The sequence below is a fragment of the Streptomyces sp. NPDC058295 genome, assembly GCF_042880655.1.
In the GTDB taxonomy this organism is placed as follows: domain Bacteria; phylum Actinomycetota; class Actinomycetes; order Streptomycetales; family Streptomycetaceae; genus Streptomyces; species Streptomyces coriariae.
This window is the reverse complement of the sequence record NZ_JBHVYO010000016.1, coordinates 139,726-153,890: the sequence shown is the minus strand read 5'-3', so window position 1 is coordinate 153,890 and position 14,165 is coordinate 139,726. Positions and strand designations below refer to the sequence as shown.

Sequence of the window (14,165 nt, the reverse complement as noted above, 5' to 3'; positions counted from 1 at the left end):
CATGTTGACGGGGTGAATTCTTCCGATGAGCGACACAAGCACCAGGCAGCCACTGTCCGCCGACTCCCAGGAGGCGGCCGGACACGGCCGGCACCGGGGCCCGGTCTCGTCCCAGGACGGTGACTCGGCCCCACACGGCCGGCACCGCAAGCCGGCCGAGAACAGGGCCGACAGCTGGGCCGACGGTTGGGCCCAGGACAGGGCCGAGGCAACTGTCTGACGGTACGCCGTACACCGAAGGGGCTCCGGTCGTCCGTGGACGATCGGAGCCCCTTTACGCGTCTCCGCTGCCCCTGCGTTACTCCTGCCCCTGCCCTGCCCCTGTGTTACTCCTGCCCCTGCGCTACTCCTGCCCTCGCCGTAGTCCCAGTACTTCCGCCGCGGCGAAGGTCTCCCCCCGGGGCCGGTCCGCGAAGTGCGCGCCGAGGACGGCGTCCAGCTCCTCGTAGCCGAACACGTCCTCCTTGCTGTCGAACTTCGCCCGCACCCGGGGCCGTTCGACGACGGCGACCATGCCGCCGTGCGCGACGAGCAGCTGTCCGTTGATCCGAGCGGCGGCCGGCGAGGCCAAGTAGCCGACCAGCGGGGCCACATGCTCGGGTGCGAGCGGGTCGAGGCCGCCCTCGTCGGGCTGTGCGAACCCGGCGAAGACGTCCTCCGTCATCCTGGTGCGGGCGCGCGGGCAGATGGCGTTGGCCGTCACCCCGTACTTGGCGAGCGCGAGCGCCGTGGACGTCGTCAGCCCGACGACTCCCCCTTTGGCCGCCGCGTAGTTGGGCTGGCCGGCCGAGCCCGCGAGAAACGCCTCCGAGGAGGTGTTCACTATCCGCCCGTACACCGGACCGCCCGCCGCCTTGGACCGGTCGCGCCAGTGGGCGGCGGCGAAACGGGTCGTGTTGAAGTGCCCTTTGAGGTGGACCCGGACGACCGCGTCCCACTCGTCCTCGGCCATCGAGAAGACCATGCGGTCGCGCAGGATGCCCGCGTTGTTGACCAGGATGTCCAGCTTGCCGAACTCGCTGATCGCCAACTCGACGAGCGCACGCGCCTGTTCGAAGTCGGCGACGTCCCCGGTGTGGGCGAGCGCGGTGCCGCCGGCCGACCGGATCTCCCGCGCGACCTCCTCGGCGGGGCCGGCCGACGCCTCGCCCGACCCGTCCCGGCCGGGCTGACCGTAGTCGTTGACGACGACGGCCGCACCCAGCCGCGCCAGCTCCAGCGCCTCGGCCCGGCCGAGGCCGCGCCCGGCACCGGTGACGATCGCGGCCAGCCCCTCAAGTGGCAGTGCCATCCGGACGGTCACCCCTCAGATCTCTATGCACGTACGGAGCGCCGCCCCGGTACGCATCTGATCCAGTGCCTCGTTGATCTCGGTGAGCGCCACGCGGTGGGTGATCAGGCTCGACAGGTCGATCCGGCCGGCCCGCCACAGGGCGATCGTCCGCTCGTAGGAGCGCAGGACGTCCCCGCCGCCGTACATCGAGGGCAGGATCCGCTTCTCGTCGAAGAACAGCTCGAACATGTTGAGCTGGAGGAAGTCGTCCAGGGCGCCCGCGCCGACGACGACGAGGGTGCCGCCGCGCCGGGTGTTGTCGTACGCGGTGCGGGCGGTGGCGGAGCGGCCGACGACCTCGAAGACGTAGTCGAACCCCTCGCCGCCGGTGACCAGTTGCTTCGCGTCGGGCAGCTCGTCCGGTGAGACGGCCTTCGTGGCGCCGAAGGAGAGGGCGGCCTCCCGGCGCGAGGCGACCGGGTCGACGGCGACGATCTCGGCGGCGCCCTTGAGCCGCGCGCCCTGGATCGCGGAGATGCCGACGCCTCCGCAGCCGATGACGGCGATCGACGAACCGGCTTCCACGTCCGCCGTGTTGAGGGCGGCGCCCAGGCCGGTGGTCACTCCGCAGCCGATGAGCGCGGCGATGTCGAAGGGGACGTCGTCGGGGATCGGGACCGCGCAGCCCGCGTCGACCACGACCTCCTCGGCGAAGGTTCCGGTGCCGGCGAAGCCGAAGACGTCTCCGCCGGGGCGACGGAAGTTGGGTGTGCCCGCGTTCATGAACCCGGCCAGGCACAGTTCGGTCTGGCCGCGCTTGCACGCGGGACACGCCCCGCAGGCCGGCAACCAGCAGACGACGACCCGGTCACCGGGCTTCACCCGGGTGACGCCCTCCCCCACCTCCAGGACCTCGCCCGCACCCTCGTGACCGGGCACGAAGGGCGCGGGCTGCGGGAGCACCCCGCCCATCGCGGACAGGTCCGAGTGGCACAGGCCCGTGGCCCGCACCCGGATCCTGACCCGTCCGGGGCCGAAGCCCACCGCCTCGACGTCGTCGAGGACCTCCAGCTTGTCCTGGCCGATCTCGTGCAGTACGGCTGCGCGCATGGTGCGGCTCCCCTCGGGTCCCCTCGGATGCTGGGCGGTTCTGGAGGTGAATTCAGCTGCTGCTGGAGGTGGTTCAGGCCGTTCAGATGGTTCAGGAGTGTTCGACGAGCGTGTCGGCGAGGACGGGCGCGTCGTCCCGTTGTACGGCGCTCACGGCCACCCGGACGGCGCCTTCCCCGCGCCACATGCGGATCCGCAGGGTCTCGCCCGGGAACACCACACCGGCGAAGCGCGTGGCGTAGCCGCGCACCCGGGTGACGTCGCCGTCGAGCAGCGTGTCGACGACCGCCTTGAGCGTGATGCCGTAGGTGCACAGGCCGTGCAGGATGGGCCGGTCGAATCCGGCGAGCTTCGCGAACTCGGGGTCGGCGTGCAGCGGGTTGTAGTCACCGGAGAGGCGGTAGAGCAGGGCCTGGTCCTCGCGGACGGTCCGCTCGACCACCTTGTCAGGCTCACCGGAGGGCGGTTCGAGCCGGGCGGAGGGGCCCCGGTCGCCGCCCCAGCCGCCTTCTCCCCGGACGAAGATCTGGGCGTCGTTGGTCCACAGCGGCCCGTCCGCGTCGGCGACCTCGGTACGCATGACGAGGACGGCGGCCTTGCCCTTGTCGTACACGGCGGCGATGCGTCCGGTGGCGGTCGCCCGGCCGGTCACCGGGAGGGGACGGTGGATCTCCAGGCGCTGGCCGCCGTGCAGGACACGGGCGAGGTCGACCTCGACGCCGGGCATGGACAGTCCGCTGATCACGCCGGGCGAGCCGGAGCCGGCGACGGTGGCGAAGCTCGGCAGGACGTGGAGCCGGGACTCCAGCGTGTAGCGCAGTTCGTCGGGGTCGGTGGCCGGGAGGCCCGCGCCGATGCCGAGGTGGTACAGCTGGACGTCCCGGCGGTCCCAGGTGATCTCGCCGGTCCGGGGTTCGGCGGCGAGCGCCTTGGCTGCGTCGATGGGCATGGAGCTCCTGATCGCTCGGATCGATCGGATCGATCGCGTCGTTCCAAGACCTCGGCACGGCCGTCCGCACCGATCGGCCGCACCGAGGCCGTCACGGGGCCGCGGAACCCGCCCTACCCAGAACAGATCTAGAACGCGTTCCAGTGCGGCGACCCCCTGTATAGCCCAGGCCCCGGAAGTTGTGAAGACACCTGACGACATGTCAGAAACGGGTGCCGATGACATTTGTCCTGCCCGACCGCGTACATCCGGCTCTGCCGCGAACGGGCCCGGAAACGTAGCGTCGAAGACAGGCACACGACCGTGGGACACGCAGGAACGGGGGACGGACAGATGAACAGGTCATTCGAGGACCGGCGCCGCGCGGCGGCCTGCCGCCGGGACGCCTGGCGCTCGGGGTTCCGTACGGCACGGGAGCACCGGCGGCACTGGAAAGCGGACATGGAGCGCTGGAAGGCCGAGCAGCGGAGCGCCCGGCGAGCCGGAGGGGCCGGGCGGATTCCCGAGGACCCGGGTCCGCCGGCCAGCGGCTTCACGCTGCTGCCGTGGCTGCTGATGGGGATGGGCGCGTTCTCCAACCTCTTCCAGGGCGACGCCAACCCGTGGATCGGCAGCCTGGGCCTGCTGACGTTCAACTCGCTCTACATCTACGTCGCCTTCCGCGCCTTCGTGAAGGAGGCCCGCGAGGCGACCTCCACGCGGGTGGCGCTGGTGGCGCTGGGCCTCGTGACCTGCGGGCTCGCCCTCGGTTACGGCGGCAGCTGGCTGCTCTTCCTGCCGCTGTTCGGCCTCGCGACGGGCGCGGTACTGCGCGGCCCCCAGCTGCGCACCATCGGTACCGCCGTCGCCGTCCTGGCGGGCGCGGTCGCCTGCGCCCGCGACGGCTGGGAGGGCCTCACCATCGCCTACGCCACCTGGATCTCGACGATGGTGACGGCGGCGATCCTCTCCCTCTCCGAGGCCGTACGGGAGCTGCGCGCCGCCCGTGAGGAACTCGCCCGCCGGGCGGTGGAGGAGGAGCGGCTGCGCTTCTCCCGCGATCTGCACGACCTGCTCGGCCACACCTTGTCGGTGATCGTGGTGAAGTCGGAGGCGGCCCGACGGCTGGCGCCGCGCGACATGGACGCGGCCCTCTCCCAGGTCACCGACATCGAGGCAGTGGGCCGCCAGGCGCTGACCGAGATCCGCGAGGCGGTCACCGGCTACCGCGAGGGCAGCCTGGCCGGCGAGTTGGACCGGGCCCGCTCGGCCCTGACGGCGGCGGGCGTCGAACCGTCGGTGAGCCGGTCGGGGCCGCCGCCGGATCCGAGGAGCGCGGCCCTGCTCGGCTGGGTGGTGCGCGAGGCGGTCACCAACGTCGTCCGGCACAGCGACGCGAGCCACTGCGGGATCACGGTCTCGGGCACCCCGGAACGGGTCCGGCTGACGGTGACGGACGACGGCAGCAACAGCAGCGGAGGAGGCGGCAGCAGCGACACGGGCGGCGACAGCTGCTGCACGCCGGGCGGTGGCACCGGGCTCACCGGCCTGCGCGAGCGCCTGGCGGCGGCGGGCGGCACCCTGAAGGCGGGCCCGGGACCACACGGCGGCTTCACGGTCACGGCGGAACTGCCGGTGGAACTCCCGATGTCACAACCGGGCACCGACACCGGCACCATCGGGGGGACGGGGGCGGAGTCGGCGACGGGGGCGGAGACGGGGACCGGGACGGCGTGCGGGACCGCCGGCGGCACCACTGTTGGGACCGACCCGGACACCATCGCGAGAACTGACACCGGGAGCATCGCCGAGACCGGGACCGGGACCATCGCCGGGACCGCCAACTGCCCCAGCCCCAGCCCCAGCCCCAGCCCCAGCAGCGTCACCGCAACCGCCACCGCCGGCCACGCCACCGAACCCGAAGGGACGGGGTCCCCAGCGGCCGGGCAGCCCGCGGACACCGTGCCGTCCGCGGCCGCGCATCCCGCCGACACCGTGCCGTCCGCAGCCGTCGGCCCTAACCTGGGCCCGTGACCGAGATGCCGGGTTGGCCCGTGAACGAGATGCCCTCCGACCACCGCCCCGCCAAGTCCATCAGGGTGCTGCTCGCGGAGGACCAGGGCATGATGCGCGGGGCGCTGGCCCTGCTGCTGGGGCTGGAGGCCGACATCGAGGTCGTCGCGCAGGTTGGCACCGGGGACGCAATCGTGGACGCGGCTCTCCTCCACCGCCCGGACGTCGCGCTCCTCGACATCGAACTCCCCGGCATCAGCGGTCTGGACGCGGCCGCCGAGCTGCGCGACCAGGCGCCCGGCTGCCGGGTGCTGATCCTGACCACGTTCGGCCGGCCCGGCTATCTGCGCCGGGCCATGGAGGCCGGGGCTTCGGGGTTCCTGGTCAAGGACGGCCCGGTGGAGGAGCTGGCGGAGGCGATCCGCCGGGTGCTGGGCGGCGAGACGGTCGTGGACCCGGCACTGGCCGCCGCCGCGCTGAGCGCCGGCCCGAACCCGCTCACCGCCCGCGAGTGCGACGTCCTGAAGGCCTCCGTGGACGGCGCGACCGTCTCCGACATCGCCGCCAGGCTGCACCTCTCGGAGTCCACGGTCCGCAACTACCTCTCCTCCGCTATCGGGAAGACGAGCACTCGCAACCGCATGGAGGCGATGCGGGAGGCCCGGCAGCAGGGCTGGCTGTGAGGACCGGCCGCAAGGCCGGCCGGGCCGGGCGGGCAGGCCTGCGGTGAGGGCCGGTTGCAAGGGGTGGCCGCAGAGGTCCGGACCAGCGCTGGCATAGTGCCCGCATGTCCTTACCGATAGGGATCCTCAGGCGTCCGGCCGCGCTGGTGGCGAGTGTCGCGGCACTGTTCGCCACGGCGGTGGCACCTGCCGCCGCCGACGGCTCGGGGCAGGTCGTGATGCGGTTCGAGACCGTGCGGACCTACGTCATGTACAACGCCGACGAGGGGGCCAGTGCCTCGAACAACGGCTTCGCGGTCCCGGTCCACGTCGAGCGGAGCAAGGGCGGCGAACCGGCCCGCAACGTCCGGGTGGTCGTGGACGCATCGGGGCTGAAGGGCGTCGCCCGGCTCGGGGACAACAGGATGTGCACGGCCGAGGGCCCGGTCTACACGTGCGAGTACGGCAATCTGCAGAACGGCGACGGCGAGAGCTACACGCCCCTCTCCCTCCTCGGGGTGGACGGCCTCGATCCGGGCGACAGCGGGACGGTGACGTACACCGCGACCGCCGACAACGCGCCCACCATCACCGGCACCACCCGGATGACCGTCGGCGGTCCGACGCTCTCCGCGCCCGGACGGGAGAAGGGCGTGAGCGGGCTGGCACCGGGAAAGCCCGCGAACGTGACGGCACGGTTGGCCAACAACACCCGTTTCCCCACGAAGCAGGGCGTCGCTCTCCAGGTCAACACGTCGGAGGGGGTGACGCTGACCGCCCTGCACAGCAACTGTTTCTACGCGGGCCGCGCGGCCACCTCCGCCTGGTGCGCCTTCCCCACGGAGGCCGCGGCGGGAGCCGCCTACCGCACCAGCGCGCCGCTGGTCTACACGGTCACGCCGCCCGGGAGACTGGCCGGCGAGGTGACCTACACCTGGTCGTCGCCCACGTCCCGCCCCGCCGATCACACCGTGCGCGGGACCGGTTCCCCGCTCACCCTGGTCCGCACGGCGGGCCAGGACTTCGACGACAGTCACGGCAGGCTCGGGATCACCACCAACGTGCAGGCCGACTACCGTCCGGTCACCGCGACCGTGCGGGGCCGGGTCGGCGACACGGTGAAGGTGCGACTCGGACTGGAGGACCTCGGCCCCGGCCGGATACGGGGTGACGAGGAGACGGGCCGCTTCGAGGTGGTCCCGCCGGAGGGCACCACGGTCACCTCGATCCCGTACACCTTCGAGGGGGACGTCGGGAAGTGGGCCTGCGCGCGACCGGAGAAGCCGGGGGGCGCGTTCGTCTGTGAGATCGGCTATGACGGCTTCTACGAAGTGCGGCACGAGGGGGGCACGACCGCGATCGACTTCCACATCCGTATCGACCGTCAGGTCCCGGGCGCGAAGGGCACCATCCGCACGTACAACCCGTTCGACCGCACCCCGGCCAACGACCTCGCCGTCATCCCGCTCGACGCCTCGCCCGCTCCGCCCTACCGCCGCTTCTTCGGTAGCCCCTGGACCTGGACCGCGGGCGCCCTGGCCGTCGTCGTCCTGACAGTGGTGCACAGCCGTCGCCGTCGCCGCCGGAACGCGAAAACGTCGTGAGCGCTGCCCCGGTCCTGAGCGCGCCCCGGGACTGAGCGTGCTGCCCGGTCCTGAGCGCGCCCCCGGTCGGCGGTCCGGCCTGCCCGCGTCCTAGATGCCCGTGCCCGTCCGTCGCAGCACGCGCAGCGAGCCGGTGTCCGAGACCTCGGTGAAGGCGCCTGAGTCCAGGGCCCGAAGGTAGACGCGGTAGGGGGCCTGACCAGTGAACTCGTCGACCGGGTCGGGGAACACGTCGTGGATGACGAGGAGCCCGCCCTCGGCGACATGCGGTGCCCAGCCCTCGTAGTCGGAGGTGGCGTGCTCGTCGGTGTGGCCGCCGTCGACGAAGACGAGGCCGAGGGGCGAGTTCCAGAACGCGGCGATGCGCGGCGAACGTCCGACCAGGGCGACCACGTGCTCCTCCAGGCCCGCGCGGTGCAGGGTCCGGCGGAAGGTGGGCAGGGTGTCCATCAGGCCGACCTCGGGGTCGACGGTCTCCGGGTCGTGGTACTCCCAGCCCGGCTGCTGCTCCTCGCTGCCCCGATGGTGGTCGAGGGTGAGCGCGCTGACCCCGGTCTGCCGGGCCGCGTCCGCGAGCAGGATCGTGGAGCGCCCGCAGTAGGTGCCGACCTCGAGCAGCGGCAGCCCGAGCGCGCCCGCCTCGACGGCGGCCGCGTACAGGGCGAGGCCCTCGTCGACCGGCATGAACCCCTTCGCCGCCTCGAACGCGGCCAGGATCTCGGGCTTGGGTGCCGCGGTCATAGGGGGTCCTCCGGGGTCCGTGCGTGGTGGTACATGCGGTGGTGGTACATGCGTGCGAGTGCTCCGCGCGCGTACGGCCGCCCATGCTGCCGCACCCCCCGCCGCCGAGGCGACAGGGGGTGCGGAAACGACGGGCCGACGGGCACGCGGGGTGTTCGGGTCCGGGCCCGGCGAGGGTCAGGCGTCGACCGTCTCCCCCGGCAGGGCGAGGTCCAGGTCGACCGGACGCTCGTCGCCCGCGTGGGTCGCGGAGCTGGCCAGCGGGCCGTGGCCGGTGGCCTTCGCGGCGAGGACGTAGGCGCCCTGGGCGGGGACGGCGAGGGCGTAGCTGCCGTCCTCCTGCGAGAGGGTGGCGCCGGCCTGGCGGCCGCGGCGGTCGATGAGCGTGACCTTGGCGCGGGCGACCGGGACGCCGTCGGCGTCCAGGACCCGGCCGCGGAAGCCCCGCAGGACCTCCTCGGCGTGCTTCAGGTTGGCTTCCTCCTCGCTGCTGGCACGCAGCTGCGGCACGGCCGACGGACGCTGCTGCCTGGGCAGGAAGAGGGCCAGGAGCAGGCCGACCGCGACGGCGGCGGTGGCGATCAGGAAGGAGACGCGGAAGCCGTGCATGGTCGGTACGGCGACGCCGCCGACGTCGTTCGCGGTATTGGCCAGCACCATGCCGATGACGGCGCTGGACACCGAGGTGCCGATGGACCGCATCAGGGTGTTGAGGCCGTTGGCCGCGCCGGTCTCCGAGGCCGGGACCGCGCCGACGATCAGCGCGGGCAGCGAGGAGTACGCGAGGCCGATGCCGGCGCCGAGGACGACGGCGATGACGAGGCTCTGCCAGGCGGCGCTCATCAGGCCGAGGCCGGCGCCGTAGCCGATCGCGATGATCAGCATGCCGAGGATCAGCGTGAACTTGGGGCCGTACTTGGCGGACAGCTTGGCGTAGACGGGCGCGGTGAACATCATCGTCAGGCCGAGCGGCGCGACGAGCAGACCGGCGGTGACCATCGACTGGCCGAGGCCGTAGCCGGTGGCCTTCGGCAGCTGGAGCAGTTGCGGCAGGACCAGGGAGACGACGTAGAACGAGACGCCGACCATGATCGAGGCCAGGTTGGTGAAGAGGACGGCCGGCCGGGCCGTGGTGCGCAGGTCGACGAGCGGGGCCTTCAGCCGCAGCTCCATCACGCCCCACAGGACGAGGACGACGGCCGCGGCGGCGAAGAGGCCGAGGGTGGTGCCGGAGGTCCAGCCCCAGTCGCTGCCCTTGGTGATCGGCAGCAGGAAGAGCACCAGACCGGTGGAGAGACCGATCGCGCCGGCGACGTCGAAGGTGCCCTCGGCGCGCGCCGGGGACTCGGGGACGACGAGGAGGGTGAGGACGATGGCGAGGACTCCGAGGCCGGCGGCGCCGTAGAACAGGGCGTGCCAGTCGGCGTGCTGGGCGATCAGGGCCGCGAGCGGCAGGGCGAGGCCGCCGCCGACGCCGATCGAGGAGCTCATCAGGGCCATCGCCGAGCCGAGCTTCTCGCGCGGCAGCATGTCCCGCATCAGGCCGATGCCGAGCGGGATCGCGCCCATCGCGAAGCCCTGGAGGGTGCGGCCGGCGATCATCGTGATCAGGTCACTGGTGAGGGCGCTGACCAGCGCGCCGACCACCATCACCGCGAGGCTGGCTATCAGCAGGCGCCGCTTGCCGTACAGGTCGCCGAGGCGGCCCATGATCGGAGTGGCCACGGCGCCCGACAGCAGCGTCGAGGTGAGGACCCAGGTGGCGTTGCTGGGCGCGGTGCCCAGCAGCTGGGGCAGGTCCTTGATGACCGGGACGAGCAGGGTCTGCATCACCGCCACCACGATGCCCGCGAAGGCGAGCACCGGGACGACGGCTCCGCTCGCTTCGCGGGTGGGCCGGCCGGTCGTCGTGTGCGTCATGAGGTGGGGCCTCCGGGGGCGGTGCGTCAGGGATACATGGAGACCGAACCTGTATGCATGGGCAACTATTCCGATGCTTCGGCGTACTAACGATTTCTTTATCTTCTCTTGAAGGTTCCCCGGAAGATTCCTCTGAAGGTTCCCTGAAGATCCCCCTGGGGCTCCCCGGAGGCTCTCTCGCGGGAGCGACGACCTGGAGACGGCCGGGAGGACGACCGGAAGACGGCGCCGCGCCTCAGCGGGCGGGGGTCTGGAGGATGCCGCTGAGCAGCACGTCCAGGCCCCAGGCGTCACGGTCGCCGGGCGCGAACAGGGCCGGTCGCAGCGCGGTGATCATCGGGTAGCGGTCGGCGGGCAGGGCCGCGTAATGACGATCGGCGTCCGCCACGACGGTCTCCTCCTTGCCGCCCTTGTTGAGGTAGGCGCTCTGTTCGGCGGCGGCCGCAGCGCTGTGGAGATGGAGCAGGTCGACGGCCCAGGCGGCGGTGATGTCGTCGAGACCGCCCTGTTTGAGCAGCGCGAGCATGCGGTCGATGACGAGCAGGGCGTTGGCGCCGGTGGGGATCGCGCCGAGAGCGACGGCGGCCAGCCCCTCATGCCGGCTCATGGCCTCGACGCTCGCCGCCACCAGGGCGTGCAGCTGCTCCCGCCAGGTGCCCTCCGCGGTGAGCGGGACCCGGGCGAGCGCCTCGTCCAGCATCGCGGCCATCAGGTCGTCGCGGTTGGCGACATAGACGTAGAGCGAGGCCGGCCCGGTGTCGAGCTCCTTGGCGACGCGGCGCATGGTCAGCGCGTCCAGCCCGTCACGGTCGAGGATGGCCAGCCCGGCACGCACGATCGCCTCGCGGCTGAGGGGGGCCTTGGCGGGCCGCGCGCGGCGGCTGATCGGCTCGGGGGTCACGGGAAGAGGGTAGCGGGGAGGGGCGACGTGCACGAACGCCGGTCGCCACGAACGAGGACCGTGACGAACGGTGTTTGACACGAACAGCGTTCGCTCCTACTGTCGAGGGCATGCTGACGAACACTGTTCGCCACGAACAACGTTCGCATGCAGATCGCCCATCCAGCACCCAGCACCCAGCACCCAGCACCCAGAAGAGGAACCGTCATGATCCTGATCACCGGAGGCCGCGGCGCGGTCGCCACCCGGCTGCTCGCCCTCCTGCACGCCGACGGCATACCCGTGCGCGTCGGCTCGGCCGCGCGCGCCGACCTCACCCCGCCGCCCGGCGTCGAGACGGTCACCCTCGACCTCTCCGACCCGGCGACCTTCCCCGCCGCCCTGGCCGGCGTCACCTCCGTCTTCCTCTACGCGACCCCCGACCACGTCACCGAGTTCGCCGAACAGGCCCACCGGGCCGGCGTCACCCATGTCGTGGTGCTGTCCAGCTCCAGCGTCCTGGGCGCGCTCGACTCCGAGCCGAAGGACGACCCCCTGGCCGGCTCCCACCTGGCCGTGGAGCGGGCGCTGCTCGCCTCCCCGATCGCCACCACCCTCCTGCGACCCGGCTCCTTCGCCTCCAACGCCGCGTCCTGGGCCTGGCCCGTCAGGGCCGGACTGCCCGTCAGCCTGCCCTTCCCCGGCGCCCACACCGACCCCCTCCACGAGGCGGACCTGGCCGAGGCCGCCCACGCCGTCCTCACCGACCCCCGGCACCGCGGCGGCCGGTTCACCCTCACCGGACCCGAGTCGCTGACGTTCGCCGAGCAGATCGACCGGCTCGCCGCCGTCACCGGCCGTGCCATCGCGGTCAAGCACGTCACCGCCGAGGAGTGGAAGGCGGAGACCGACGGGCACATCCCCGCCGTCTACGCCGACGCCCTCCTCGCCTGGTGGGAGTCCACGGACGGCAGGCCCGTCGCCCTCACCCGCACCGTCGAGGAACTCACCGGCCACCCCGCCCGCCCCTTCACCGTCTGGGCCACCGACCACATCGCCGACTTCACCGCCTCCTGAGCCACCGAAGTCCCGGGGCGGCCTCACACCCGCGCCCTGGGTCGAAATCCCGATACAAGGGGCGCAACCCGGTTGAGACCATGACGCCCATGCTGGAAACCGCCGACACCACCCGCGCCCGGAGATCCCGCGCTTCCACCGCTCCCGCCTGGCTGCTCGTGGCACTCGCCTGCGCCGGACAGTTCCTCGTCGTGCTCGACGTGTCCGTGGTGAACGTGGCGCTGCCGTCGATCCGGGCGGATCTCGGGATGAGTGCCTCGGGCCTGCACTGGGTGGTGAACGCGTTTCGATCGCCTTCGCCGGGTTCATGCTGCTCGGCGGCCGGGCGGGCGACCTCTACGGCCGCAAGCGGATGTTCCTCACCGGCCTCGCCCTGTTCACGCTGGCCTCGCTGGCCGGCGGCCTGGCGCTGGACGGCCGGCAACTGCTGCTCGCGCGGGCCGTGCAGGGTCTGGGCGCGGCGATCCTCGCGCCCGCGACGCTGACGATCGTCACCTCCGCCGTGCCGGAGGGCGCCGCGCGGGCGCGGGCCATCGCCACGTGGACGGCGGTCGGCGCGGGTGGCGGGGCCGCGGGCGGGCTCGTCGGCGGGGCACTGGTGGACCTCATGTCGTGGGTGCGGCCCTGATGGTGACCTGGCTACCCCGCCGACCCTCCGCCGCCTGACAGCCGCCCGAAGCCGACCTGCCGACCTGCCGACCGGCCGACCGAAGCCGAGCGACCGGGCGAAGCCGACGAGCCGACCGGAGCCGACCGGCTGCCGTTCGTCATCCGCATCCGTCCCCCGCATCCGTCATCCGTATCTGCCGTCCGTCCGTCATCCGCGTCCGTCGTCCGTCCGTCATCCGTCCGGCGTCGTCCCGCTGAGAGGTCTTCGGGGTGGCCGTTAGGGTGGCAGGCGTGTCGTACGCAGGCTCGAACCCCGGTCCCTTCGATCCCTCCGATCCCCTCGGTCCCCCGCGGCCGCGCCGCTCGCCGCTGCGCCGCCCGCTGACCGTGGCGCTCGCCGCGCTGGTGCCCGGGGCGCTGCTCGGCTGGCTGGCGTACGAGGCACTGGGCGGGACCGGGGGCGGCGGGACGGGCGGGACCGGGGCGGGGGCGGCGCCGAGTGTCCTGAGCTCCCCCGCGAACGGCTCGGAGGGTGCGGGCAGCGCGGGCGGTGCCGGCGACGGGAAGACGGGTGTCGGTAAGGGCACCGCCTCGGCCCCGGCCGGTTCCGGCGCCACCTCGCTCCGGGGCAAGGTCGTCGTCATCGACCCCGGCCACAACCCCACCAACTACCAGCACACCGCCGACATCAACAGCAAGGTGGACATCGGCACCAACCGCAAGGAGTGCGACACGACGGGTACGTCCACGAACTCCGGTTACAACGAGGCGGAGTTCACGCTGGAGGTGGCCCATCGGCTGCGCACCCTGCTCCAGCGGCAGGGCGCCACGGTGCGGCTGACGCAGAACGGGGACCGGCCGTACGGCCCGTGTGTCGACGAGCGCGCCCGGATCGGGAACGCGGCGCACGCCGACGCGGTCGTCTCGATCCACGCCGACGGCGCCGGGGCCGGGCAGCGCGGCTTCCATGTGATCCTGCCGGGCGCGGTGCACGAGGGCGGCGCCGACACCCGCGCCATCGTCGCCCCGTCGAAGGACCTCGGGAAGCTCGTCGCGGGCGACTTCGGCCGGGCGACGGGCACTTCACCGTCCAACTACGTCGGCGACGGCACCGGTCTCGTCACGCGTGAGGACCTGGGCGGTCTCAATCTGTCAACGGTTCCCAAGGTGTTCATCGAGTGCGGCAACATGCGCGATACCAAGGACGCGGCGCTGCTGACCAGTGGCGCCTGGCGGCAGAAGGCGGCGCAGGGGATCTCTGAGGGAATCGTGAGTTTCCTGCACGGGTCGTGATCAGGGCCCTCATCCCGGCGGACAGCGCGATCGTGGTGACGATAGTGTCGTCCCT

At 72.5% G+C, this 14,165-nt stretch carries 11 protein-coding genes and 2 pseudogenes; 7 read left to right on the top strand and 6 right to left on the bottom strand.

Features of this window, described 5'->3' with window-relative positions:
• The first annotated feature begins 25 nt into the window (after positions 1 to 25).
• The gene (locus ACFVYS_RS19435) at positions 26 to 220 is read left to right on the top strand and encodes a hypothetical protein (protein WP_020126829.1); all 195 of its coding nucleotides are present in this window, start codon (positions 26 to 28) and stop codon (positions 218 to 220) included.
• Between the two features lie 123 nt (positions 221 to 343).
• On the opposite strand, the gene ACFVYS_RS19430 is transcribed toward ACFVYS_RS19435, so the two are convergent.
• The 3 genes from ACFVYS_RS19430 to ACFVYS_RS19420 all read right to left on the bottom strand — a co-directional run bounded on the left by ACFVYS_RS19430 (position 344) and on the right by ACFVYS_RS19420 (position 3,332).
• Positions 344 to 1,291, bottom strand: a complete 948-nt coding sequence (locus ACFVYS_RS19430) for a 3-oxoacyl-ACP reductase (protein ID WP_389503496.1) — start codon at positions 1,289 to 1,291, stop codon at positions 344 to 346.
• 15 nt (positions 1,292 to 1,306) lie between these two features.
• Complete coding sequence (locus ACFVYS_RS19425) at positions 1,307 to 2,383, bottom strand: Zn-dependent alcohol dehydrogenase (RefSeq protein WP_389503494.1); 1,077 nt, start codon at positions 2,381 to 2,383, stop codon at positions 1,307 to 1,309.
• 91 nt (positions 2,384 to 2,474) lie between these two features.
• Entirely contained in the window at positions 2,475 to 3,332 is an 858-nt protein-coding gene (locus ACFVYS_RS19420; protein ID WP_389503492.1) for a MaoC/PaaZ C-terminal domain-containing protein, read from the bottom strand.
• Between the two features lie 333 nt (positions 3,333 to 3,665).
• On the opposite strand from ACFVYS_RS19420, the pseudogene ACFVYS_RS19415 reads away from it, so the two are divergent.
• The 3 genes and pseudogenes from ACFVYS_RS19415 to ACFVYS_RS19405 all read left to right on the top strand — a co-directional run.
• Positions 3,666 to 5,063, top strand: a pseudogene (locus ACFVYS_RS19415) (sensor histidine kinase); the annotation flags it as partial.
• Between the two features lie 311 nt (positions 5,064 to 5,374).
• Positions 5,375 to 6,007 carry a response regulator gene (locus ACFVYS_RS19410; protein WP_389503571.1) on the top strand — a complete coding sequence of 211 codons (633 nt, stop codon included), beginning with the start codon at positions 5,375 to 5,377 and terminating at the stop codon, positions 6,005 to 6,007.
• A gap of 104 nt (positions 6,008 to 6,111) precedes the next feature.
• On the top strand, positions 6,112 to 7,590 hold the full coding sequence (locus ACFVYS_RS19405) for a hypothetical protein (protein ID WP_389503490.1): 1,479 nt from the start codon (positions 6,112 to 6,114) through the stop codon (positions 7,588 to 7,590).
• 90 nt (positions 7,591 to 7,680) lie between these two features.
• On the opposite strand, the gene ACFVYS_RS19400 is transcribed toward ACFVYS_RS19405, so the two are convergent.
• From ACFVYS_RS19400 to ACFVYS_RS19390, 3 genes are all read right to left on the bottom strand, one after another.
• Positions 7,681 to 8,331, bottom strand: a complete 651-nt coding sequence (locus tag ACFVYS_RS19400; RefSeq protein ID WP_389503488.1) for a class I SAM-dependent methyltransferase — start codon at positions 8,329 to 8,331, stop codon at positions 7,681 to 7,683.
• A gap of 177 nt (positions 8,332 to 8,508) precedes the next feature.
• Positions 8,509 to 10,251, bottom strand: a complete 1,743-nt coding sequence (locus ACFVYS_RS19395; RefSeq protein WP_389503486.1) for an MFS transporter — start codon at positions 10,249 to 10,251, stop codon at positions 8,509 to 8,511.
• A gap of 235 nt (positions 10,252 to 10,486) precedes the next feature.
• The gene (locus tag ACFVYS_RS19390) at positions 10,487 to 11,152 is read right to left on the bottom strand and encodes a TetR/AcrR family transcriptional regulator (protein ID WP_389503484.1); all 666 of its coding nucleotides are present in this window, start codon (positions 11,150 to 11,152) and stop codon (positions 10,487 to 10,489) included.
• 207 nt (positions 11,153 to 11,359) lie between these two features.
• Between ACFVYS_RS19390 and ACFVYS_RS19385 the strand changes: the two genes are divergently transcribed.
• The 3 genes and pseudogenes from ACFVYS_RS19385 (at position 11,360) to ACFVYS_RS19375 (ending at position 14,110) form a co-directional block, all read left to right on the top strand.
• Positions 11,360 to 12,208, top strand: a complete 849-nt coding sequence (locus ACFVYS_RS19385) for an NAD(P)H-binding protein (protein ID WP_389503482.1) — start codon at positions 11,360 to 11,362, stop codon at positions 12,206 to 12,208.
• 80 nt (positions 12,209 to 12,288) lie between these two features.
• Positions 12,289 to 12,824, top strand: a pseudogene (locus tag ACFVYS_RS19380) (MFS transporter); the annotation flags it as partial.
• A gap of 284 nt (positions 12,825 to 13,108) precedes the next feature.
• Positions 13,109 to 14,110 (top strand): N-acetylmuramoyl-L-alanine amidase, encoded by a 1,002-nt coding sequence (locus ACFVYS_RS19375; RefSeq protein ID WP_389503480.1) that lies wholly within the window; start codon positions 13,109 to 13,111, stop codon positions 14,108 to 14,110.
• Positions 14,111 to 14,165 lie beyond the last annotated feature (55 nt).

Bases quoted from the DNA above. Each gene is read 5' to 3' on its own strand.
- ACFVYS_RS19435 (WP_020126829.1), top strand. From the start codon at position 26: ATGAGCGACACAAGCACCAGGCAGCCACTGTCCGCCGACTCCCAGGAG.
- ACFVYS_RS19430 (WP_389503496.1), bottom strand. From the start codon at position 1,291: ATGGCACTGCCACTTGAGGGGCTGGCCGCGATCGTCACCGGTGCCGGG.
- ACFVYS_RS19425 (WP_389503494.1), bottom strand. From the start codon at position 2,383: ATGCGCGCAGCCGTACTGCACGAGATCGGCCAGGACAAGCTGGAGGTC.
- ACFVYS_RS19420 (WP_389503492.1), bottom strand. From the start codon at position 3,332: ATGCCCATCGACGCAGCCAAGGCGCTCGCCGCCGAACCCCGGACCGGC.
- ACFVYS_RS19410 (WP_389503571.1), top strand. From the start codon at position 5,375: ATGCCCTCCGACCACCGCCCCGCCAAGTCCATCAGGGTGCTGCTCGCG.
- ACFVYS_RS19405 (WP_389503490.1), top strand. From the start codon at position 6,112: ATGTCCTTACCGATAGGGATCCTCAGGCGTCCGGCCGCGCTGGTGGCG.
- ACFVYS_RS19400 (WP_389503488.1), bottom strand. From the start codon at position 8,331: ATGACCGCGGCACCCAAGCCCGAGATCCTGGCCGCGTTCGAGGCGGCG.
- ACFVYS_RS19395 (WP_389503486.1), bottom strand. From the start codon at position 10,251: ATGACGCACACGACGACCGGCCGGCCCACCCGCGAAGCGAGCGGAGCC.
- ACFVYS_RS19385 (WP_389503482.1), top strand. From the start codon at position 11,360: ATGATCCTGATCACCGGAGGCCGCGGCGCGGTCGCCACCCGGCTGCTC.